The sequence below is a fragment of the Arthrobacter pascens genome (assembly GCF_030816475.1).
GTDB classification, from domain to species: domain Bacteria; phylum Actinomycetota; class Actinomycetes; order Actinomycetales; family Micrococcaceae; genus Arthrobacter; species Arthrobacter pascens_B.
Genome location: NZ_JAUSXF010000001.1, coordinates 4,044,538 through 4,067,098, shown reverse-complemented (window position 1 = coordinate 4,067,098; position 22,561 = coordinate 4,044,538). Strand labels below are relative to the sequence as shown.

Sequence of the window (22,561 nt, the reverse complement as noted above, 5' to 3'; positions counted from 1 at the left end):
ATAAAACGAAAGAATTTTCTCCGAATATCCACAGGAACCATTCGGCGCTTTGACGCGTTGCCATAACGAGGGTCATACTTTTTACAGGACATCCTGCTTTTCTGAACCCCCGGCCCTTTTCAAGAGGAAGACAATTAAATGGCACAGAAAGTAAACATCATCCTCGTCGATGATCTGGATGGGGGAACCGCGGACGAGAATGTCCGCTTTGGCCTCGATGGGGTCAGCTACGAAATTGACCTGTCGGCTGCGAATGCCGCAGAGCTCCGCTCCGCACTCGAGAAGTTTGTGGCCGCTGCCCGTAAGACATCGGCATCCGTAGGCCGTCCCGCACGAACCAGGACAGCTACGGGCGCGCGGAGCAACGATTCGGCACAGATCCGTCAATGGGCGCGCGACAATGGCTACACCGTTAACAGCCGTGGCCGAATTCAGGCCGAAATCCAGGAAGCCTACCAAAAGGCAAATTCCTAGAACCCGGTTTCCGGGCGTCTCTTTAAGCCCTGCCTCTGCCTCCGGGCGAAGGCAGGGTTTTTGGCGCAAATTGGTTTTATGCGCGTCCGCAGCCGCGGCGATATGAAACTCCTGCGCATTTGCAGCTCCGGACCATGGCGGAAGGGCAATATTCATGGCACATTTCCAGGCCGGCGCGGCAGAGAGTGGCCGGAAGCGGCCGGCGGTACGCCTGCCGGAACCAGACGGCAGTGTCCGGTCAGGACCCGTATAGGGCCTCTGCCAGGTATTCCCGGCAGGGCTGCGGTTTCCCCCGTGGCGAACACGCTCCACAATGCCCGGTCCGCCACGTAGCATCAAAGTACGTCGTAGCTAGGAGTGTGGCGAAATGTTTGAGCGATTTACGGACCGTGCCCGTCGCGTAGTTGTGCTTGCCCAAGAAGAGGCACGCATGCTGAACCACAATTACATTGGAACCGAACACATCCTGTTGGGTCTGATCCACGAGGGTGAGGGCGTTGCCGCCAAGGCTCTCGAGTCCTTGAGCATCTCGCTCGACGGCGTGCGCGAACAGGTGCAGGAGATCATCGGCCAGGGCCAGCAGGCCCCGTCCGGCCACATCCCCTTCACGCCGCGCGCCAAGAAAGTCCTGGAGCTCTCGCTGCGCGAGGCCCTGCAGTTGGGCCACAACTACATCGGCACGGAGCACATCCTGCTGGGACTCATCCGCGAGGGTGAAGGTGTTGCCGCGCAGGTGCTGGTCAAGCTCGGCGCAGACCTCAACCGCGTCCGCCAGCAGGTCATCCAGCTCCTCTCCGGCTACCAGGGCAAGGAAACCACCGGTGCAGGCGTCGGTTCGAGCCAGCCCGAAGGGACCCCCGCCGGGTCAGTGGTCCTTGACCAGTTCGGCCGCAACCTGACCCAGGCTGCCCGCGAGAACAAGCTGGATCCGGTGATCGGGCGCGAGCAGGAAATGGAACGCGTCATGCAGGTCCTTTCCCGCCGCACCAAGAACAACCCGGTCCTGATCGGTGAGCCGGGCGTCGGCAAGACGGCCGTCGTCGAGGGCCTGGCCCAGGCGATTGTCCGCGGGGACGTCCCGGAAACCATCAGGGACAAGCAGCTGTACACCCTGGACCTTGGTTCACTGGTGGCAGGCTCCCGGTACCGCGGTGACTTCGAAGAGCGCCTGAAGAAGGTCCTCAAGGAAATCCGCACGCGCGGGGACATCATCCTCTTCATCGACGAGATCCACACCCTCGTGGGTGCCGGTGCCGCTGAAGGTGCCATCGACGCTGCGTCCATCCTGAAGCCCATGCTGGCCCGCGGCGAACTGCAGACCATCGGTGCCACCACCCTGGACGAGTACCGCAAGCACATCGAGAAGGACGCCGCGCTGGAGCGCCGCTTCCAGCCGATCCAGGTCAAGGAACCCTCGGTTGCGCATGCGATCGAGATCCTGAAGGGCCTGCGTGACCGCTATGAGGCGCACCACCGCGTCACCATCACCGACGGCGCCCTCGCCTCGGCAGCGAACCTCTCCGAACGCTACATCTCGGACCGCTTCCTGCCGGACAAGGCGATCGACCTCATCGATGAAGCCGGTGCCCGGCTGCGCATCCGCCGGATGACCGCCCCGCCGGAGCTGAAGGCCATGGATGAGCGGATCGCCCAGCTCAAGATGGAGAAGGAATCCGCCATCGACGCGCAGGACTTCGAAGGCGCAGCTTCGCTCCGGGACAAGGAGCAAAGGCTCATTACCGAACGTTCGGAGAAGGAGCGGCACTGGAAGTCCGGCGGCATGGACGACATTTCCGAGGTGGATGAGGATCTCATCGCCGAAGTGTTGGCCAACTCCACGGGTATCCCGGTGTTCAAGCTGACCGAGGAGGAGTCCTCGCGCCTGCTGAAGATGGAAGACGAACTGCACAAACGTGTCGTAGGCCAGAACGAGGCCATCAGGTCCCTGTCGCAGGCGATCCGCCGCACCCGTGCAGGCCTGAAGGATCCGAAGCGGCCCGGTGGCTCGTTCATCTTCGCCGGCCCCACCGGCGTCGGCAAGACCGAGCTGGCCAAGGCGCTTGCCGAGTTCCTGTTCGGTGAAGAGGACGCCCTCATCACCTTGGACATGTCCGAATACTCGGAGAAGCACACGGTCTCGCGGCTCTTCGGTGCCCCTCCGGGCTACGTCGGGTACGAGGAAGGCGGACAGCTGACCGAAAAGGTCCGCCGTCGTCCGTTCTCCGTGGTCCTGTTCGACGAAGTGGAAAAGGCCCACGCGGACCTCTTCAACTCGCTCCTGCAGATCCTGGAAGACGGCCGCCTGACAGACTCCCAGGGCCGGGTGGTGGACTTCAAGAACACCGTGATCATCATGACCACGAACCTCGGTACGCGGGACATTTCCAAGAGCGTTGCCACCGGCTTCCAGTCGGGCACGGACACGCAGACCGGCTACAACCGGATGCGCGCCCGGGTCACGGAAGAGCTCAAGCAGCACTTCCGCCCCGAGTTCCTGAACCGTGTGGATGACGTTGTGGTGTTCCCGCAGCTCACCCAGGACGAGATCATCGAGATCGTGGACATGTTCGTTACCCGCCTGGAGAAGCGCCTCAAGGACAAGGACATGGGCATCGAGCTCACCACCGCCGCCAAGGTGCTTCTGGCAACCCGTGGATACGATCCCGCTATGGGTGCCCGGCCGCTGCGCCGCACTATCCAGCGCGAGATCGAGGATCAGCTCTCCGAGAAGATCCTGTTCGGCGAGATCCACGCCGGCGACATCGTTGTGGTGGATGTGGACGGCGAGGGTGACGACGCCAAGTTCACCTTCGCTGGCAACGCCAAGCCACGCATCCCGGAAATCGCTCCGAGCGTCTAGGCGCTTCCGGACCGCCAAGGCCCCGCCCGCTCCCGAAAGGGAACAGGCGGGGCTTTTGCGTTACCAGCAGTCGTGGCTCAGTCCGCAGCAGGCACCTGCAGCGAAGCGAGGGTGCCGGTGGCATTTGTGTAGCTTGCGTCAGAGCGACGAAGGAGCAGCAAGCGGCAAATGGCACCGGTGCCGGAGCGCCCTAACCACCGAGGCCGCCACCGTAGGATTGAACCTGTGACTGACTCCTTCCATATCCGCCCTGCCCGCACCGGCGATGTTGCCGCCATCAAGCGACTGGTGGCGCCGCTGGCAGAGCAGAGAATCCTGATGGCGAAGGAGACGGTGGCCTACTACGAAAGCCTGCAGGAGTTCCGGATCGCCGAATCCGACGACGGCGAAGTCATTGGCTGCGGCGCCCTGCACGTGATGTGGGAGGACCTGGCCGAAGTACGCACCCTGGCCGCATCAGAGGCCTGGCGGGGGAAGGGCGTGGGCCATGTCCTGGTGGAGAGTCTCGTGCAGGAGGCGCGCACCCTCGGCGTCGCCCGGGTCTTCTGCCTGACATTCGAGGTGGACTTCTTCAAGCGCCACGGTTTCGAGGTCATGGCCGACCAGACGGCAGTCGACCCGACCGTCTACTCGGAACTCCTCCGCTCCCATGACGAAGGTGTGGCAGAGTTCCTGGACCTTGCCCGGGTCAAGCCCAACACCCTGGGCAACACGCGCATGATCAAGTTCCTCTGAACGCCGTGCTACCGCCGTTCCGACGGCGGTAGTAGGGTCAAAGTGACATCCTCCAGGAAGCACCACAGCCAGGAGTTCTGCCATGAAAAAACTCATCAACGACCCCCGCTCCGTAGTGGACGAGTCCGTGGAGGGCTTCGGCCTGGCCTATGCGGACCTCGTAACCGTCAGTACGAACCCCACCTACATCACCCGTAGAGACGCACCGGTTGCGGGAAAAGTGGGGCTGGTTTCCGGTGGCGGAAGCGGACATGAGCCGCTCCATGCCGGTTTTGTCGGGATGGGAATGCTCGACGCCGCGGTGCCGGGGGCGGTGTTCACCTCCCCGACGCCGGACCAGATCCTTCCGGCGACGCTCGCCGCCGACTCCGGCGCCGGCGTCGTGCATATTGTGAAGAACTACACCGGCGACGTCCTGAACTTCGAGACCGCCGCCGAGCTGGCACAGGCGGAAGGGGCGGAGGTCCGCACCGTCCTGGTGAACGACGACGTCGCCGTGGAAGATTCGCTGTACACCGCCGGACGGCGCGGGGTTGGCGGCACAGTGCTCGTGGAAAAAATTGCCGGCGCCGCGGCCGAACGCGGGTACGGCCTGGATGCGGTTGCAGCGGTCGGTGACCGGGTCAACAGCAACGCCCGGACCATGGGCGTTGCGCTCTCCGCCTGCACGGTTCCGCACGCCGGCACCCCCAGCTTCGACCTGGAGGACAACGAGATCGAGATCGGCATCGGCATTCACGGAGAGCCGGGCCGGCACCGGATCCCCATGGAGAATGCCGACGGCATCACCGACCGCCTGCTGGAACCGGTACTCGGCGACCTGGGCATTGCGTCAGGCGACAAGGTGCTGCTGTTCGTCAACGGTATGGGCGGCACGCCCCTAAGCGAGCTATACATCGTCTATCGGCGGGCCGCGCAGGTGATAGCGGACCGGGGTGCAACGGTGGAGCGCTCGCTGGTGGGGAACTACATCACCGCACTCGAAATGCAGGGCTGTTCCATTTCGGTACTGCGGCTCGACGACGAGCTGACGCAGCTGTGGGATGCCCCGGTCCACACTGCCGCCCTGCGCTGGGGCGTGTAGCCATGATGCTGGATGTGACTTGGGCCGTGAAATGGCTGACGCTTTGCGCTCAGGCCATGGCCGAGCACCGGGTGGAGCTCATCGAGCTGGACCGCGCCATCGGGGACTCGGACCATGGCGAGAACATGGACCGCGGCTTCCAGGCAGTGCTGGACAAACTGGCCGAAGCTCCGCCGGAAACTCCCGGCGCGGCCCTCAAAATGACTGCAATGACCCTGATGTCAAAAGTTGGCGGGGCAGCGGGTCCGCTGTATGGCACCGCGTTCCTCCGCGCATCCACTTACCTGGGTGACGTCGCCGAGGTTGATCCCGCGGCGCTCGCCGGAGCGCTGATGGCTGCCCGGGACGGCATCGTGGCAAGGGGCAAGGCAGAATCAGGCGACAAAACCATGGTGGATGCCTGGACACCGGCTGCCGAAGCCGCCCAGGCGGTAGCGGCCGGCGGAAGCGGGAACGTCCTCGCCGTGCTCGTTGCCGCCGCAGAGGCTGCCGAGGCCGGGGCAGTGGCGACGGATCCGCTCGTCGCCCGCAAGGGCCGTGCGAGTTACCTGGGGGAGCGGAGTGCAGGCCACCGGGATCCCGGTGCGGCCTCCAGCGCACTGATTCTCCGTGCGGCCGCCGGAGCCGCGGCGTGACCGTCCGCATCGTGGTGGTGTCCCATAGCGAAAAGATCGCCGACGGCGCGGTGGAGCTTGCCGCCCAGATGGCGCCCGACGTCGTGATCCTGGCGGCCGGCGGCACCCCGGACGGCCGGATCGGCACGAGCCTGGAGAAGGTCATGTCGGCGCTGGACAAGGCTGCGGGCGGTGACGGCGTGGTGGTCCTGACGGATCTTGGATCGGCAGTGATGACTGCCGAATCGGCCGTTGAATTCGCAGACGATCCGGCTGGCGTGCTGCTGGCTGACGCTCCACTGGTGGAGGGCCTGGTGGCCGCTGCCGTGGCAGCGCAGGGCGGGGCTGACGCCGAGACAGTAAAGCGTGCTGCCGAAGCCGCCTACCCTTCCGGCCCGGGCAGCGGTCCTGCTCCGGCGCCGGCCAGCCTGGTGTCTGAAGGCGCCGTCACAGGGGGCGGGCCCGACTTCACCGGAGACTTTGAGCTGATCAACCAGGCGGGCATGCATGCCCGCCCGGCGGCCAAAATCGCTGGCGGCATCGCCTCGTTGGACGCGGACGTGAAGGTCAACGGGGTGGACGGGGCCTCCATGACCGGCCTGATGACTTTGGCGGCGGGGAAAGGATCGGTCCTGCATGTGGAAGCGTGGGGTGCGGACGCCGAGCGGGCCGTGAACTACGTGGGCGGGCTGGTGCAGGCGGGGTTCGGCGAGCCGTAGAGTTGAATCCGGTGTGCTAACACCTGCCTTGGCCACCGACTGAAACGAGGTCACCTCATGACTACCCGTGCTGAAGGCGTCGGCTTCCGTTCCGAGCGCGGCCCTGTCCTCATCGCCCTGATGCTGTCGAGCGGCCTCGTGGCCATTGACTCGACGATCGTCGCGACAGCGGTGCCCTCGATAGTGCGGGATGTCGGCGGGTTCTCTTCGTTCCCGTGGCTCTTTTCCGCCTACCTGCTCGCGCAGGCCGTATCCGTGCCCGTGTACGCGAAACTCTCGGACATGGCAGGCCGCAAACCCATTATCCTTACAGGCATTGGCCTGTTCCTGCTCGGCTCGATTCTTTGCGGCCTGGCGTGGAGCATGCCGGCGCTCATTGCGTTCCGCGTGGTCCAAGGCCTGGGTGCCGGAGCAGTCCTGCCTATTTCCATCACCATCGCCGGCGACATCTATTCCATCGCCGAGCGTGCCAAGGTGCAGGGTTACCTGGCCAGCGTGTGGGCCGTCTCGTCCGTCGTCGGACCAACACTGGGCGGGATATTCTCCTCGCTCGGCATCTGGCGTGGAATCTTCCTCATCAACGTGCCGCTATGCCTCCTGGCCGGCTGGATGCTGGTCCGGGCCTTCCATGAAAACATCGAGCACACGAAGCACCGCGTGGACTACCTCGGAGCCGTGCTTCTGACTGTCTCCTTGAGCCTGCTAATCCTCGGAGCCCTTGAAGGCGGCCAGGCGTGGGCCTGGGACTCACCCATAAGCATCACGTCGTTCGCCGTCGGAGCCGTTCTGCTGGCCATATTTCTCATTGCCGAGCGGCGGGCTGCCGAGCCTGTCCTGCCGCCGTGGGTACTGTCCCGGCGCCTCCTCGGCACGACGACGCTCATCTCCTTCGGCGTCGGGGCGATCATACTCGGCCTCACCTCCTACGTCCCGACTTTCCTTCAGGGAGCAATTGCCACCTCGCCGATTGTCGCCGGGCTGGCGCTCGCGGCACTGACGCTCGGATGGCCGATCAGTGCCTCCCAGTCAGGGCGCCTCTATCTTCGGCTGGGGTTCAGGACCACAGCGCTGATCGGAATCTCGGTCACAGTCACCGGCTCGGTGATCCTCGCCCTGACCGCTCACACCCCTAACGCAGTCCTGGTCGCGGCCAGCTGTTTTACTGTCGGACTGGGGCTTGGCCTCGTTGCAACCCCTACCCTCATCGCTGCCCAATCCAGCGTCGAATGGAACGAGCGCGGCGTGGTAACGGGCACCAACCTCTTCGCGCGATCGATTGGCAGTGCTTTAGGCGTCGCAGTCTTCGGTGCGGTAGCAAACGCAATCTATGCCGGCAGTCCCAACGGCCACACGGACCCCCAAGCCGTCGTTGGGGCATCCAGCGCAGTGTTCCTGGCCGTTGTGCTGGCTGCCGTGATGACCGTCGGGGCGGTGCTCGCCATGCCGGCAGCGGCCCGGGAGCCGGTCCCGGACCAGGCTAGCGCCCACGTCCCTCGGGGCGGGACGGCTCCGCCCGCCGAACCCTAAGCGCGGGGATCCTCGGGGCGGGAACCTTAAGGGCGGGGTGCGCCGATTGCCGGCGCGCCTATCGCCGGCCTGGGGGCCTGGTCCCGGTCGCACACCAGGTTTCCGTCCTCGACGTCGAGCCGGGCCACCTGGATGGATGAACGCCGGCTGCGTTCGGTGGGGTGGTCCTTGCCTGGCCGCTCCGGATGGGTGAAGTAGAAGATCCAGGCGTCCCCACCGTCAACAACCACGTCCGCGTGGAGGCCCGGCCCGTTGTCGTCTGTCCGGGAGGGTTTATCACCGATGGAACCGGCCAGGATCTTGCCCGCCGGTGTCCACTGGTCCAGATCCTGAGAGCGGTAGGCGAGCTGGCCGCTCCAGCTGTCCACGATCAGCCAGTAGGAATCGCGGAAGAAGAAGACGTTAGGACCCTCGTGGCCACCCGGCGTCGACAGCACGCGGCCACGGACTGTCCAGTCGTAAAGGTTGTCGCTGTCCGCGGCCCAGGTCTCGGAATCACGGCCCTGGTCCTTGTACCACATCCTGAATCCGCCCTCAGGAAGCTGGATGATGCAGGCGTCAATGACGTTGTTCGAGCTCAGGGCAATCGGGCCGTGGTGGTCCCAGATGATGAGGTCCTTGCTCGTGTAGTGGTGAATGAGCGTCTCATCGTCGTCGCAGCCCAAGGGAACGCCCCGGATGTAGCTGACGTACATGTGGAAGATTCCATCATGCTCGAAGATCTCAGGAGCCCAGAAAGTATTGTGTCCCCACTCAAAGTCGAGCCCTTCGACGGTTCCGCGGTAACGCCAGGTGGCGCATCCGTCCGTGGACGATGCCACACCCAGGCTGGAACCGAAGAGCCAGCTGATCCCCTCGGCGTGCTGCACTGTCGTGGGCCTGTTGGTGTAGATCATCCACCACGCCTGCTCATGCGGGTTGTAGACCAGCACGGGGTCCGCCGCGCCGTCCTCCAAGGGATCGCGGTACAAAGGGGCCGGTGCGGACTTCGCGTCAGTGGCAATCAAGGGATTCTCCGGATGCTGGGGTGGTGGTTCCAGCAAATATACAACGATGTAGATTCAGGCGTCCATAGCCCTCCAAAGCCCCTAAGCAACGCGTGAACTGGCAGCAAATGAACCCAAAACGCGGGTTTTGAGGGGATCTGCTGCCAGTTCGCGCAGGTTGGGGCGGGTAAGGCGGGTCTTGGCGGGAGGCTAGCCCTGGCTGCAGAACTTGCTGTACGTGCTGCCGGCCTCTTGGTAACCGCCCTGGAGCGCGCTGAGCTTGCCGGCGTCCGGGCTCTCTTTCGCTGATTCGTCGGTGTATTCGATGATTGATTTCAGCGCGGCTTTCAGGTCATCCGAAGCCACGGCCTCGATGGGCCGGATCTGGTTGGCGAGGAGCGTCATCCCCGTCTTGCCGATGCCGTTGGCCGGGCTCGAGACAGCGATCTTGATCCGGTCGCAGGTTTCCGCCGTGGACAGCTTGGTCGGTCCGGCGCAGGCCGAGGCGGAGAGGATGAGCCCGGTGGCGAGCAGGGCCGTAGTGAGTTTCTTCATGGTTCCCTCAGTAGTTGATCGACGCTTTCATCCTACGTTGCCTGAAGAGGCCCCGATTAGGAAACGTCGTGCAGCCCTTCGGCGTCGAGCTTCACGGAGGCGGTGACAAACCGTCCGCACTGTTCGCCGTACGGGTAGGCGCCGCGGGGGCGGAAATCCAAAGTGCGCACCGGAAGGGCGGCCCCGTCCGGCGCGGTTCCGGTGGCGGTCAGGGCCATTGGCGCTTCGGTCAGGGAGTCCAGCATCAGGATCCCCATCATGGTCCCGTCCGGGGAGGCCGTGGCGGAGCAGACGCCGTCCGGCCCGCAGCCCTGGTCCACGGACACGCTGCCACCGAAGAGTTCCAGGTCCGCTTCCTTGCAGGCGCCCTCCTGGCAGGCCTTCAGCCGCAGGGTCTTCACCTGGGGAACATACTCCCGGGACACAGCCACGGACACCGCAGTTGCCTGGGCGATCGCCGGGCACGGAGCCGCGTAGGGGTAGCAGGCAGAGGTGAGTAAGGCCGTCGTGATCAGTACCAGCAGCACCCCGGGCTTGCCCATACTTCAGCGTAGGGCCGGCCGCGGCGGAGCCCAACGGATGTCAGGGAAGTGATGCAGACATCGTTATGGCCCCGCTCCAGAGACTGCCGGAATGAGACCTTGCGGGTCAGGCCGATGCCCGGAAGGTGCCCGCGCCGGAAGGTGGGCGGGCCAGGGATCACGCGGGGAGCCGGTAGCCGCCGTGGTGAAGCTCGGCGAGCCCGTCGCTGAGGAGCCCGGCCAGCGCGCGCTCCAGCTGCTCCGGCGCCGAGTTCAGCCGGTGAAGGGCGGACAACGGCGCACCGATTCCCTCAGCCTCGAAACCAAGGTCCGCGGGCTCCTGGACGAACATCTCCGGCGGGACCGGCGTTTCCGCGAGCCGCAGCACCGCCATCACGGCTCCGCGGACCTGGCGGTCGGTGCCGTGCCAGGCCTGGCCTTTTGGGGTGTACGACGGCGGCGGCTCGCCTGCTGCCAGCCACGCGCATTGTTCCCGGACGGGGCAGGCGGCACATTTCGGCGCCCGTGCCGTGCATACCAGAGCCCCAAGTTCCATCACCGCAGCGTTCCACCTGACGGATGTCCCGTCGTCGTCCGGCAATAGTTCAGCCGCGAGCCGCATCTCAGAGGCGGTCAGGGAAGGCGCCGGAAGGGCGACGCCGGAAACGAGCCGCGCGTGCACGCGCCGTATGTTGGTGTCCACCACCGTCTCCCTGCGCCCGTAGGCAAAGGCGGCGACGGCTGCGGCCGTGTAGCTGCCCACGCCCGGCAGCGTCAGCAGTTCCGCGTAAGTATCGGGGACTTTCCCACCGTGACCGTCAACGATCGCCACGGCAGCAGCGTGGAGCCTGAGGGCACGGCGGGGATAGCCCAGCCTGCCCCAGCAGCGGACCGCTTCGCCGGCGGGCTCACCGGCCAGGGCAGCAGGGTTTGGCCATCGCCTGAGCCACTCCTCCCAGACGGGCAGCACGCGTACCACAGGGGTCTGCTGGAGCATGATCTCGCTGACCAGCACGCCCCAGGGCGAGCATGCGGGTTCGCGCCAGGGCAGGTCGCGGGCAGTCTCCTCAAACCAGCCCACTATCCGGCGATGGAGGGCGTCAAGACCGGGCCCGAGGCTGCGGGCGTTGGCGGGCAGGGCTGGGGACTTGGTTGTAGCGTCGATCCCAACACTGTAACGGACGCGCCGTGGCGGACGGGACCGGAGCCGGAACAAACCGTGACCATAGCGATGGCCCGGCGCCCGGCGTGGTGGGGGAGCATAGTCCGGCCGGTTCCCTAGCCTAGAAGGATGGGCAGGCAAGGCAATTCATCACGAAAGACGGCATCCAACTCAAATTCCCGTGCAAGGCGCGGGACGAGTGACGCCGTCTACCGCCGTCGTCGGCTGTTCGTGGGAGCAGTCCTGCTGGTGCTGATCGCCCTGGTGCTCGGTGGATTTGCCGCCGCCGGAGCCTTCAGCGGAAACGCGGAAAAAGCCTCATCCACTGACGCTGCGCCCGCCGCAACCGGGGCCGCCACGGACACCCCGGCGTCCGCCGTCGCCGGCAGCACGGCGACTCCCAGCAGTTCCCCGACTCCCAGCAGCTCCCCGACCCCAACGTGCGACCAGAACCTCGTGACGGTCTCCGCCTCGACCGACAAGGCCGCCTACGGTCCGGCGGAGAACCCGTTGCTCACCCTGAAGGTGACCAACGGCGGGCAGATGCCGTGCGACGTGAATATCGGCACGTCCCAGATGGAGTTCCTTGTCACCAGCGGCGCTGACAGGATTTTCTCGTCCAGGGATTGCCAGGCCAAGAGCGAGGACCTGGTGAAGACCATCCAGCCGGGGGCGAGCGAGACGGCCAACTTCCCCTGGCCGAGGAACCGCACAGTGGAAGGCTGCCAGCCCATCCAGGCAAAGCCCGGAGCCGGCGGGGCGTACTACGTTTTCACCGCCAAGCTCGGCTCCAAGGCCAGTCCCAAGGCCGTTTTCCAGCTCAATTGACCCTTCCCCGGAACGGGGGTGTGCGGCTAGAGGAAGCGGTCCAGCAGGCTTGCCTCGGCCATGCGGCTAAGGCCTTCGCGTACGGTCCGGGCGCGTTGATCGCCGATGCCGTCCACGGTCATGAGGTCGTCGATGGTCGCAGCCATCAGGAACTGCAGCCCGCCAAAGTGGTCAACAAGCCTGTCGGCCACCGCCCTTGGCACTGCCTTGAGTCCGGAGAGCAGGCGGTATCCCCGGGGCTGCACGACGGCGTCGAGCGTGTCCACGCCGCCGGCGAACCCGATGATTCCGGAGATTTTGCCAAGGTCGATCAGCTCTGTTGGCCCCAGGTTCACCAGCGCGCTGACGGCCTTCTCGATGTCAGCGGCGGAGGCCTCGGGGCCAGCGTAGTCCCGGATGATGATGTCGCTGCCGGGGCCGCGGCCCACTGTCAGCTCGTCCAGTTGGAGCGACAGCAGGCGCCCGTCTTCGCCGAGTTCCAGGACGTACTGCGAGATCTCCTCGGAGATCCGGCGGACCATCTCCTGGCGCTGCAGGGTGACGGCTACATCCCGCACCGTCACCATGGCTTCGATTTCAAGGGCGGACAGCGAACTGGTGACCTGGTCCAGGCGGGAACGGTACCGCTCCAGCGTGGCCAGGGCCTGGTTGGCCCGGGCCAGGACTTTTTCCGAGCCCTCAAGCACGTGCCGCAGGCCGTTCACATACAACGCGATGATCTGCATGGACTGGCTGACGGAAATCACGGGCACGCCGGTCTGGATGGCCACGCGCTCGGCAGTGCGGTGGCGGGTGCCGGATTCCTGGGTCTCAATGCTGGAGTCGGGGACCAGCTGGACGGCTGCGCGGAGGATGTTCCCGGCGTCCCTGTCGCAGATGATGGCACCGTCCATTTTGGCCAGTTCGCGGAGCCGGGTGGGAGAGAAATCGATGCCGATGTCGAAGCCGCCGGAACAGATGGATTCGATGGTCCGGTCCGAACCCAGCACGATCAGTGCGCCGGTGCGTCCGCGGAGGATGCGTTCCAGGCCATCGCGCAACGGCGTGCCTGGAGCCACCCTGCCCAGAGTCGCCTTGAGCGATTCTTCGGGGCTCCGAGCCATAGGTGTTCCCTTCAAAGGTGCGGACGACGGTCCGCAAGTAGGCCGGTTTCCACTCTCCGCCGGCAGGGTCAAAAGTACTCAGTTTCCCGCTAGGTCAATGATAGAGGTAAAGAAGGGGCTGTTCCGCACCAGCAAGCCTCAAAGTGCCCCGTCGGGCGGCTCCGTAGCGGTGGGTGGAATAGGTGCGGAGCCGGTTGACGAAGGGGCCATTTTGGGGCATTTTGGCTGCTGGCGGCAGTTATAAGGAGCAGCCGCCGTCGTACCGGGAAGCTGGCCTCAGCGCTCCTTGGATCACTGCGATAAACTTGGACCTTGGCTGTGGCCAGTCCCGCGCCCATCAAGCGATGTCCCGTCAAGCGTCAGGGGTATCCCCCAACGCACCGAAAGTAGCACCGTGTCCCAAGATGTCCTCAGCCCCGCCCGGGTCCACGAGATTCACCGGCAGGCGGCCCGGCGTCGGACCTTTGCTGTTATTTCCCACCCCGATGCCGGAAAATCCACGCTCACCGAGGCGCTCGCCCTGCATGCCAAGGTGATCGGCACCGCCGGCGCGTCCAGCGGCAAGGCCAACCGCAAGGAAACGGTCTCCGACTGGATGCAGATGGAAAAGGACCGCGGCATCTCCATCAGTTCTGCCGCCCTCCAGTTCTCGTATCGCGATACCGTCATCAACCTGCTGGACACTCCCGGGCACGCTGACTTCTCCGAGGACACGTATCGTGTCCTCGCTGCCGTGGACTGCGCGGTGATGCTGGTGGATGCCGCCAAGGGCCTGGAAACCCAGACCATGAAGCTCTTCGAAGTGTGCAAGCAGCGCAACCTCCCCATTATTACCGTGATTAACAAATGGGACCGCCCCGGCCTGGACGCCCTGGCGCTCATGGATGAAATCACTGAGCGGACCGGCCTGCAGCCCATGCCGCTGACCTGGGCAGTGGGCATCTCCGGAGACTTCCGGGGGGTTTGGGACCTTCGTAACGACCGCTTTGCCCGCTTCCAGCGCAACAACTCCGGCGCCAGCATCGCCCTCACCGACTACTTCACCCCCGAACAGGCAGCGGAGAGCCAGGGCAGCAACTGGACCGACGCCGTGGACGAGGCCGGACTGGTGATTGAGTCCAACCTGGAGTTCGACGTCGAGAGCTTCCATGCTGGCAAGGCCACCCCCATCCTGTTCAGCTCCGCCGCCCTGAACTTCGGCGTCAAGGAACTCCTGGACGCGCTGGTTGACTATGCACCGCCTGCGGCACCCCGGCCGGATGTTAACGGCGCCCCGCGGGCCGTGGAATCGCCGTTCTCCGGGTTTGTCTTCAAGGTCCAGGCGGGCATGAACAAGGCCCACCGGGACCACGTCGCCTTCATCCGCGTCTGCTCCGGCATCTTCGAGCGCGGCATGGTGGTCACCCAGACGCGTACCGGCAAATCCTTCGCCACGAAGTACGCGCAGCAGGTCTTTGGCCGTGAACGCGAAGTCATCGACGAGGCCTACCCGGGTGACGTCGTCGGCCTGGTTAATGCCTCCTCCCTGCGCGTGGGGGACAGCCTCTTCCTGGAGGGCCCGGTGGAGTTCCCGGCTATTCCGCTCTTCGCACCGGAGCACTTCCAGGTGGCCCGCTCCAAGGACCCCAGCCGCTTCAAGCAGTTCCGCAGGGGCATAGAGCAGCTCGAACACGAGGGCGTCATACAGGTGCTCCGCTCCGACGTCCGGGGAGACCAGGCGCCCGTTCTTGCCGCCGTCGGCCCCATGCAGTTTGAGGTGGTGGAGGACCGTATGGCCCACGACTTCAGTGCCCCCATGCGGCTGGAACGCCTGCCCTATTCCATCGCCAGGATTTCGACGGCGGATGCGATGCCTGCGCTGGCAAACGTCCCGGGCGCGGAGGTACTGCTGCGCTCCGACGGTGAATACCTTGCCCTGTTCAATGACGTCTGGGCGCTGCGCCGGATCGAGAAAAACCACCCTGACCTGACCCTGGTGCCGATCGGAACGCATAACCCGGCAAAGTAGCCGCTGCAAGGAGCTGAATACATGGCGCTGAGCAACCGCCCTTCATTGCCGGAAACCCTGGATGCGGACCCGGATCAGCTCGCGGAGCGGATCCTGCGGAAACTGACGCCGGGTTCCCGATTTGTCCTGGGCCTGTGCGGGGCACCTGGCGCCGGTAAATCAACCTTTGCCGAAAGGCTGGCAGACCAGCTCGGCGGCGGCACCGCCGTCGTCCTGCCTATGGACGGGTTCCACCTGGGCCACGATGTCATCAAGGACACTCCGAAGCTTCACCGGAAAGGGGCGATCGACACGTTCGACGTCGGCGGCTACCGTTCCCTCCTGCAGCGAATCCGGACCCGGGACGAAGACGTTGTTTACGCCCCTTCCTACCGGCGAGGACTCGAAGAACCCATTGCTGCGTCGATAGCCGTCCCGAAGGAAGTCCCGGTGGTGATCACCGAAGGTAACTACCTGCTGGCTCCCGCACTCCCGTGGCTGGCAGTCCGTGCCCAACTGGATGAGGTCTGGTACCTGGAGACCCCGGACGAACTCCGATTGCAGAGACTCGTTAACCGGCACGTCCACTTCGGCAAGGCCCTGTCCAAGGCAGTGGAATGGGTGGAGAGCACTGATGAACCCAACGCGCGGTTCATCCGGACCACTAGGAACTCGGCCGACGTCGTCATACGGCTCCGGTGACAGGGCGGGCTCCGGTGACAGGCTTGTCCGGGCATCCGGTCCGGTTAGGGGCGGGCAGCCAGCTGAAGCTGAACGGACGTGAGAATGGCAGCCAGGGCAACGCTCCCGGCGCAAATCTGCAACGGGGATAGGGCGTCGAACCTGCTTCGTCGGTTCCCCCGTCCGGACCACGGTGGCTGTGAAACTGCGGTCCATCCGGTCAAGAGTCCGGCTAACACCAGGACGATCAGGCTGAGCACGTGGCTTCCACGGGCTGACTTCCGAGCGGCCCGGCGTAGCGGGCTGCGAACGGAATCTGCCTAGTTGGCGAAAACATCGCCGGCAACCAGCAGGTCATAGTCGTCCTGCACGTGGAACAGCCGTCGGTGACCGATGTCGTCGGTCACCCAGATCGTTTGACCGTCCTCGGTCCGATCTTCAACGAAGCCCTTGTGGCACTGGACCCCCCGACGGCTAAGAGTGACAACATCTCCCTGCTGGAGCGAAGCCCACAAAGATGCACGGCGGCTTTTTGGCATTATCGCTGCCTTTCATAAATCAGGTTGGAGTGCAAGGGGGGGCGGTCGACTTTTCAGGCCGGGTCACATCTGACCAATGCAGCCGTCCGCACGGGATTTCACGAAGCTAAGGATTCCGCTCCAAGCATATCGTCGATTGTTGACAATTGCTAGGAAAAGTTTGGATGTATCCCAAGAAAGGCAAGACCAGCGACCGAAACCGAAAGCCTCCGGGCAGCTTCAGCTGCTCGGAGGCTCTTGACGGTGCCGGAAGGGTACCCCGTTCGGCACCTGACCTGTTTCCGGGACTACGCCGGAGAAGATTCCAAGGTGGTATTTCCCTTCGCTTCCATGACGGCGGTGAGGTCCTCAACGGCTTTTTGCATGTGCTGATCGATCGCTTTGTGGAGTTCTTCCCTGTCGCCAGCCTCCAGCAGGTCCAGCAGGTTTTGATGTTCCTGGACCAGGGCGTCGATTCGGGGATAGGCGACGGCCAGGCTGAGAATGCACATCCTCGATTCAGCCGCCAGGGTCTGGTAGATCCGGATCAGGCGTGTGTTGCCCGCGCCAGCCACGAAGGCGGTATGGAATTGCATGTCCAGCCGGGCAATCGCCTGCCAGTCGGACACCGCAACCTGCTTCGCCATGTCGCTGATGATGGACTTCAGCTCCTGGCAGGTCTCTTCGACCTTTTCCTGGCCGGCATCCAGCAGCGCGTCTGCAGCGGCTGATTCCATGGCCTCGCGGACCGTATAGATTTCCCTGATATCAACGGCCGTAAGCTCCAGGACGAACACTCCCCGGTTGCGATGGCTGACCAGGATCCCCTCCTGGGACAGTCGCTGCAACGCCTCGCGGACCGGGCCCCTCGAAGTGTGCAGCTGGCTCGCCAGCACAGACTCGTTGATCTGCTCTCCGGGACGGAAAACCCCCTGGACGATTTGTTCGCGCAGCTGATCGGCGATCAGCTGCGCCGTGGGCCTTCCCTCCAGCACGAACAGTCCTTCCGGTGCCGCCATTGCTCTTCCCTCACTTCACTCTCGGGACTATTACGTTCCTTAGACAGTATTGGATTTGCGGCCCCTTGGAGACCACGGCGAGTTTTCCGTCCATGGTTTAGAGCACCTGCCTGAGGAATGCCTGGGTGCGGGGTTCCTTGGGGTTGGAGAGGATTTCGCGGGCGTCGCCGCGTTCGACGATGTAGCCGTCGTCCATGAAGATCAGGGAGTCGGCGACTTCGCGGGCGAAGCCCATTTCGTGGGTGACCACGACCATGGTCATGCCTTTTTTGGCCAGGTCCTTCATGACGGCGAGGACTTCGCCGACTTTTTCCGGGTCCAGGGCCGAGGTGGGTTCGTCGAAGAGCATGATCTCGGGGTCCATGGCCAGGGACCTGGCGATCGCGACGCGTTGTTGCTGGCCGCCGGAGAGCTGGGCGGGGTAGTAGTCCCCGAACCCGGCCAGGCCGACGCTGGCGAGCAGTTCGTGGGCGCGTTTGGCTGATTCTTTCTTATCGGCGCCTTTGACCAGGACGGGTCCGGACATGATGTTCTCGTGCGCTGTCATGTTCGGGAAGAGGTTGAACTGTTGGAAGACCATGCCGAGCCTGGTGCGCTGTTCGGCGAGTTTCTTCGGCGGCAGGGCGTGGTAGGCGTTCTCGGTTTCGTAGTAGCCGAAGTCTTCGCCGTTGACTTTCAGGACTCCGGAGTCCACTGTTTCCAGGCCGTTGATGCAGCGCAGGACGGTGGATTTGCCGGAGCCGCTGGGGCCGATGATGCAGCAGATCTCGCCGCTGGCGATTTCCAGGTCGATGTCCTTGAGGACTGTTTTGTGTCCGAAGGACTTTCGGATTTTCTTGGCGAGGATGGTTCCGTCTGCACTCATCGGGCGATACCTTCCGGGTCGGTGAGCACAACGGGTTTGGCCTTGCGGGGAAGCCTGGAGGTTGCGCGGGAGTATTTCTCTTCGAGCTTGGCTTGCGGGTAGCTCAGCAGCAGGGTCATTACCAGGTACCAGAGGCTGGCGACGATCAGCAGCGGGATGGTTTCGTAGGTGCGGGCGTAGATCAGCTGGGCGCTTTGGAGCAGTTCGGCCACGCCGAGGACGCTGACCAGGGAGGTTTCCTTGAACATTCCGATGACCTGGTTGCCGGTCGCGGGGATGATCGAGGGCATGGCCTGGGGGATGATGACCTTGCGCATCTTCGTCGCGGCGCTCATCCCGAGGGAGTCCGCTGCTTCGATCTGGCCCTTCCCGACCGAGGAGAACCCGCCGCGGATGATCTCGGCCATGTACGCGGCCTGGTTCAGGGTCAGGCCGACCAGGGCCGCGGTGATGGGTGCCATCAGGGCATTCACATCAACCGCGGTGCTGATGTCCGTAAACGGTATCCCGATCGTGAGATTCGGATAGAGTGCTGCGATGTTGAACCAGAAGATCAGCTGCACCAGGACAGGGGTTCCTCGGAACAAGGTGATGTAGACCCCGGCGGTGGCCGCGATCGGTTTGATGCTCGAGGCCCGCATGATCGCCAGTACCAGGCCCAGGAGAGTTCCCAGGGCCATGCTCGCCACGGTGAGGAAGATCGTGAGCATCAAACCACGAAGGATCGTTTCCTGCGTGAAGTACTTCGCCACCACGTCCCATTTGAAGTTCGGATTCGTCGAAACGGAGGCCAAGACGCCGATGGCGATCAGGCTGCATACCACCCAGGCCACATACTCGAACGTACTCCGGCGCTTGAGCCTCGGCTTAAGTGCGGGGTCAATCGCATTCATCTTGTTCCCGCTTCCGTGACTGGCGGTCTCCAGCATCGCAGCACCTCTCCTAGTTGAGCTTGGCATCTGTTATGGCACCTGCTTCCAGGCCCCAGTTTGAGAGCGATTTCTTGTATTCCGGGCTGTTCAGGACCGACTGAATGGCAGCCTGCAGAGCCGGGGTCAAAGGCGAGCCTTTTTTCAGGCCAACAGACGTCAGGTCACTGGAGCCGACATTGATCTGGGGAGTGAGGATCGTGAACGCACCCGGCTGCTGCTTGGCGGCCCAGGCGAGGGAGGTGGTGTCGTAGAGAATTCCGTCGACACGCTTCGAGGCCAGCTGGGTCAGCGCGTCCTGGACGTTGGGCAGCGTCACTGCGTTGATCGCGGCCTGTCCCTTGGAGGTGCAGGTCTGATCCGAGAGGGCAGGGAGGCGCTTGAGCTGGCCCGTCGAACCGGCCGTGACAGCAATATTCTTACCGCACAGGCTCTCGTTCGTGAGCTTCAGCGGATTTCCCGCACTGACGGCCACTGAATTGCCGGCCTTGAAGTAATCGATCATGTCCAGGACCTTCAGCCGCTCGGGCGTGGGGGACATGGTGGTGACAGTGAAGTCATAGCGGCCGCCGTCGATACCGGGAATGATGGTATCGAACACGGTGTTCTCGAACTTCAGCTTCAACCCCAGCTTCTTCGCCACCAGGCGCGCAATATCCGGGTTCAGGCCGATTGGAGTGGTGTTGTCTTCCGCAAGGAACGTCGTCGGCGGATAGTGCAGGTCCATCGCGACGGTGAGTTCGCCCTTGTCCTTGATGGACTGCGGCAACAGCCCAACGGCGGCCTGGTCCGGGCCGACACCTTCGGAGATGTCTGCAGTGTTTGACGTCGTCGAACCATCCTGCGCAGGACCGCCGCCGGGGCTCGATCCGCACCCGGCCAGCGCCAGCAAAAAGGCCAATCCTGCAGCAGCAGTCCGGACTGTGAGTCGGGTCTTCAAACGCGTGTCTCCCTTGGATGCTCCGCACAGTAGTGGATGCTCCCCCGTATCTACAATGCAACCATTGAATTCGCAGATCGTCGACAGTTAGCAGAATTTACTATGGGGTATCGCTGGGCGGCATCGCCGTCAGGGGCGCAGAGCTGGGACGCGATCAGGGCAAAAAAGAGATGGCCAGATCCCTTGGATCTGGCCATCTCTTGTGGAACGGAGCCTGAGGGAGAGCCTCAGACGGTGGCTTCCGTCTCTTCCCTTGTGCCCGTGAGGTCCTCAACCGCCTTCTCCATGTGCCGTTTGATGGCTATGTGCAGTTCTTCCCTGTCGCCGGCCTCGAGCAGGTCCAGGATGTTCTGGTGTTCCTGCACGAGGACGTCGACCCGGGGATAGGCGACGGCAAGGTTGAGAATGCACATCCTCGATTCAGCCGCAAGGGTCTGATAGATCCGGATCAGGCGTGTGTTGCCCGTTCCGGCTACGAAGGAGGTGTGGAATTCCATGTCCAGCTGGGCAATTGCCTGCCAGTCGGACACCGCAACCTGCTTGGCCATGTCGCTGATGATGGCGGTCAAATCCTGGCAGGTATCTTTGACCTGCTCGTCGCCCGCATCCAGCAGCGCGTCTGCCGCCGTTGATTCCACAGCCTCACGGACCGCATAGATCTCCCTGATGTCATCGGTAGCGAGCTCAAGAACGAAGACACCCCTGTTGCGGCGGCTGACGAGAATCCCCTCCTGGCAGAGCCGCTGCAACGCCTCCCGGACAGGACCCCTGGAGGTGTGCAGCTGGGTTGCCAGCACTGATTCATTGATCTGCTCACCAGGGCGGAACGTACCCTGAACAATCTGTTCCCGCAGTTGATCAGCGATCAACTGCGCCGTGGGTCTTCCCTCCAGTGCAAAGAGCCCTTCCGGTGCCGCCATTGATATCCCCCTCATCTCACTCCTCGGCATACTACATAATTTCTAGATTGCTATTGCGGTGTATTTGTACTCGAGGAATTCTTCGATACCGATCTTGCCGCCTTCGCGTCCCAGGCCGGACTGTTTGATGCCGCCGAAGGGTGCTATCGGGTTGGAAACCAGGCCGGTGTTGATGCCGATCATTCCGACTTCGAGTTCGGCGGAGAACCGCATGGCTTTGCCTGTGTTCTCAGTGAACACGTAGCCGACAAGGCCCCAGTCGGTGTCGTTGGCTACGCGGAGCACTTCGTCTTCGCTGTCGAAGGGGGTGATGGCGGCGACCGGTCCGAAGATCTCGGTGCTCATCAGGTCCGCGTCCAGGGGAACGTCGGTCAGGACGGTGGGGGTGTAGAAGTAGCCGGGGCCCTCAGGGCGGGTGCCGCCGGTCAGGACCCGGGCACCCTTGGACACCGCGTCGGCCACGAGGCTTTGGACCTTGTCCAGGCCCTTCTGCTCGATCAGGGGCCCGACCTCGGTGCCGTCCAGGGCGCCGTCGCCGACCCGCAGTTCGGACATCTTCTTGGAGAACTTCTCGGAGAATTCGGCCAGCACTGAACGGTGCACGAAGAAGCGGTTGGCCGCGGTGCAGGCTTCGCCCATGTTCCGCATCTTGGCCTTCATGGCCCCGTCAACAGCCTTTTCGATGTCCGCGTCTGCCAGGACGATGAACGGGGCGTTCCCGCCCAGTTCCATCGAGGAGCGCATGACGTTCTCCGCTGCCTGACGCAGCAGGATCTTGCCGACTCCGGTGGAGCCGGTGAAGCTGATCTTGCGGGCGATGCCGCTGCTGGTCCAGTTCTCCACCACCGGGGCGGCGCTGGCAGTGGTGACGACGTTCAGTACACCGTCAGGCAGGCCGGCCTGCTGGAAAATGTCCACCAGGGCCAGGGAGGTCAGCGGGGTCAGCTCCGCGGGTTTGAAGACCATGGTGCAGCCGGCGGCGACGGCGGGGGCGATCTTCCGGGCGCCCATGGCCAGCGGGAAGTTCCACGGGGTGACCAGCACGGAGGGGCCAACGGGTTCCTTGCTGATCAGGATCCGGGTGTTGCCATCGACTGAGGTGGTGCTGTCGCCGCCGACGCGGACGGCCTCTTCGGAGAACCAGCGGAGCATGTCGGCGCCGTAGGCCACCTCGCCCTTGGCCTCGGCAAGGGGCTTGCCCATTTCGGCTGTCATGATCGCGGCCAGCCGGTCGGTGTTGGCGATGACCAGGTCAAAGGCGCGGCGCAGGATGTCGGCCCGTTCCCGGGGCGTGGACTTGCCCCACGCTGCCTGGGCCCGGCCCGCGGCCTCGATGGCCAGGGCTGCGTCCTCGGGTCCGCCGTCGGCGACCTGGGCAATGATTTCGTTCGTTGCCGGGTTTTCGACGGCGAAGGTGGCACCACGGGTGGCCTTCCGCCAGGCACCGTCGATGAACAAGTCAGTATGAAGAGTGGTGGGATCAAAGGAAAGACTCATGTCACGCTTTCAGTGTCGTGGGGAAGGCATTCGCCGG

Annotated in this window: 22 protein-coding genes; 10 read left to right on the top strand and 12 right to left on the bottom strand. The window is 63.9% G+C overall.

Annotated features, from left to right (window positions below):
- The first annotated feature begins 138 nt into the window (after positions 1–138).
- The 7 genes from QFZ40_RS18680 to QFZ40_RS18650 all read left to right on the top strand — a co-directional run bounded on the left by QFZ40_RS18680 (position 139) and on the right by QFZ40_RS18650 (position 8,013).
- On the top strand, positions 139–474 hold the full coding sequence (locus QFZ40_RS18680; protein WP_306906187.1) for a histone-like nucleoid-structuring protein Lsr2: 336 nt from the start codon (positions 139–141) through the stop codon (positions 472–474).
- A gap of 367 nt (positions 475–841) precedes the next feature.
- Complete coding sequence (locus QFZ40_RS18675) at positions 842–3,334, top strand: ATP-dependent Clp protease ATP-binding subunit (protein ID WP_306906185.1); 2,493 nt, start codon at positions 842–844, stop codon at positions 3,332–3,334.
- Between the two features lie 225 nt (positions 3,335–3,559).
- Positions 3,560–4,069: an amino-acid N-acetyltransferase gene (locus QFZ40_RS18670; protein WP_306906183.1), complete on the top strand. Its 510-nt coding sequence runs from the start codon at positions 3,560–3,562 to the stop codon at positions 4,067–4,069.
- Between the two features lie 82 nt (positions 4,070–4,151).
- On the top strand, positions 4,152–5,153 hold the full coding sequence (dhaK, locus tag QFZ40_RS18665) for a dihydroxyacetone kinase subunit DhaK (RefSeq protein ID WP_306906181.1): 1,002 nt from the start codon (positions 4,152–4,154) through the stop codon (positions 5,151–5,153).
- A gap of 2 nt (positions 5,154–5,155) precedes the next feature.
- On the top strand, positions 5,156–5,788 hold the full coding sequence (gene dhaL / locus QFZ40_RS18660) for a dihydroxyacetone kinase subunit DhaL (RefSeq protein ID WP_306906179.1): 633 nt from the start codon (positions 5,156–5,158) through the stop codon (positions 5,786–5,788).
- Complete coding sequence (gene dhaM / locus QFZ40_RS18655) at positions 5,785–6,486, top strand: dihydroxyacetone kinase phosphoryl donor subunit DhaM (RefSeq protein WP_306906178.1); 702 nt, start codon at positions 5,785–5,787, stop codon at positions 6,484–6,486. Before dhaL ends, dhaM begins: the two co-directional genes overlap by 4 nt.
- Positions 6,487–6,543: 57 nt before the next feature.
- On the top strand, positions 6,544–8,013 hold the full coding sequence (locus tag QFZ40_RS18650; protein WP_306906176.1) for an MFS transporter: 1,470 nt from the start codon (positions 6,544–6,546) through the stop codon (positions 8,011–8,013).
- A 26-nt stretch (positions 8,014–8,039) separates the two neighbouring features.
- On the opposite strand, the gene QFZ40_RS18645 is transcribed toward QFZ40_RS18650, so the two are convergent.
- From QFZ40_RS18645 to QFZ40_RS18630, 4 genes are all read right to left on the bottom strand, one after another.
- Positions 8,040–9,020 (bottom strand): hypothetical protein, encoded by a 981-nt coding sequence (locus QFZ40_RS18645; protein WP_306906175.1) that lies wholly within the window; start codon positions 9,018–9,020, stop codon positions 8,040–8,042.
- Positions 9,021–9,209: 189 nt separating this feature from the next.
- Positions 9,210–9,554: a hypothetical protein gene (locus QFZ40_RS18640; RefSeq protein ID WP_306906172.1), complete on the bottom strand. Its 345-nt coding sequence runs from the start codon at positions 9,552–9,554 to the stop codon at positions 9,210–9,212.
- 56 nt (positions 9,555–9,610) lie between these two features.
- Positions 9,611–10,096, bottom strand: a complete 486-nt coding sequence (locus QFZ40_RS18635) for a hypothetical protein (protein WP_306906171.1) — start codon at positions 10,094–10,096, stop codon at positions 9,611–9,613.
- Between the two features lie 157 nt (positions 10,097–10,253).
- Positions 10,254–11,159, bottom strand: coding sequence for an A/G-specific adenine glycosylase (locus QFZ40_RS18630; protein WP_306906994.1), 906 nt, complete (start codon positions 11,157–11,159; stop codon positions 10,254–10,256).
- 207 nt (positions 11,160–11,366) lie between these two features.
- On the opposite strand from QFZ40_RS18630, the gene QFZ40_RS18625 reads away from it, so the two are divergent.
- On the top strand, positions 11,367–12,065 hold the full coding sequence (locus QFZ40_RS18625) for a hypothetical protein (protein WP_306906169.1): 699 nt from the start codon (positions 11,367–11,369) through the stop codon (positions 12,063–12,065).
- A gap of 26 nt (positions 12,066–12,091) precedes the next feature.
- On the opposite strand, the gene disA is transcribed toward QFZ40_RS18625, so the two are convergent.
- The gene (gene disA / locus QFZ40_RS18620) at positions 12,092–13,168 is read right to left on the bottom strand and encodes a DNA integrity scanning diadenylate cyclase DisA (RefSeq protein WP_306906167.1); all 1,077 of its coding nucleotides are present in this window, start codon (positions 13,166–13,168) and stop codon (positions 12,092–12,094) included.
- Positions 13,169–13,562: 394 nt separating this feature from the next.
- On the opposite strand from disA, the gene QFZ40_RS18615 reads away from it, so the two are divergent.
- Complete coding sequence (locus tag QFZ40_RS18615; protein ID WP_306906165.1) at positions 13,563–15,176, top strand: peptide chain release factor 3; 1,614 nt, start codon at positions 13,563–13,565, stop codon at positions 15,174–15,176.
- 21 nt (positions 15,177–15,197) lie between these two features.
- Positions 15,198–15,857, top strand: coding sequence for a nucleoside/nucleotide kinase family protein (locus QFZ40_RS18610; protein ID WP_306906163.1), 660 nt, complete (start codon positions 15,198–15,200; stop codon positions 15,855–15,857).
- A gap of 299 nt (positions 15,858–16,156) precedes the next feature.
- Here QFZ40_RS18610 and QFZ40_RS18605 read toward each other — a convergent pair whose 3' ends face one another.
- From QFZ40_RS18605 to QFZ40_RS18575, 7 genes are all read right to left on the bottom strand, one after another.
- Positions 16,157–16,375, bottom strand: coding sequence for a hypothetical protein (locus QFZ40_RS18605; RefSeq protein WP_306906161.1), 219 nt, complete (start codon positions 16,373–16,375; stop codon positions 16,157–16,159).
- 287 nt (positions 16,376–16,662) lie between these two features.
- Positions 16,663–17,373 (bottom strand): GntR family transcriptional regulator, encoded by a 711-nt coding sequence (locus QFZ40_RS18600; protein WP_306906159.1) that lies wholly within the window; start codon positions 17,371–17,373, stop codon positions 16,663–16,665.
- Positions 17,374–17,470: 97 nt separating this feature from the next.
- Complete coding sequence (locus QFZ40_RS18595; RefSeq protein WP_306906158.1) at positions 17,471–18,238, bottom strand: amino acid ABC transporter ATP-binding protein; 768 nt, start codon at positions 18,236–18,238, stop codon at positions 17,471–17,473.
- Positions 18,235–19,167 (bottom strand): amino acid ABC transporter permease, encoded by a 933-nt coding sequence (locus QFZ40_RS18590; protein ID WP_306906156.1) that lies wholly within the window; start codon positions 19,165–19,167, stop codon positions 18,235–18,237. Before QFZ40_RS18590 ends, QFZ40_RS18595 begins: the two co-directional genes overlap by 4 nt.
- 13 nt (positions 19,168–19,180) lie before the next feature.
- Positions 19,181–20,107, bottom strand: a complete 927-nt coding sequence (locus QFZ40_RS18585; RefSeq protein WP_306906154.1) for an ABC transporter substrate-binding protein — start codon at positions 20,105–20,107, stop codon at positions 19,181–19,183.
- A 227-nt stretch (positions 20,108–20,334) separates the two neighbouring features.
- Positions 20,335–21,027 carry a GntR family transcriptional regulator gene (locus QFZ40_RS18580; RefSeq protein ID WP_306906153.1) on the bottom strand — a complete coding sequence of 231 codons (693 nt, stop codon included), beginning with the start codon at positions 21,025–21,027 and terminating at the stop codon, positions 20,335–20,337.
- Between the two features lie 42 nt (positions 21,028–21,069).
- On the bottom strand, positions 21,070–22,524 hold the full coding sequence (locus tag QFZ40_RS18575) for an NAD-dependent succinate-semialdehyde dehydrogenase (RefSeq protein WP_306906152.1): 1,455 nt from the start codon (positions 22,522–22,524) through the stop codon (positions 21,070–21,072).
- Positions 22,525–22,561 lie beyond the last annotated feature (37 nt).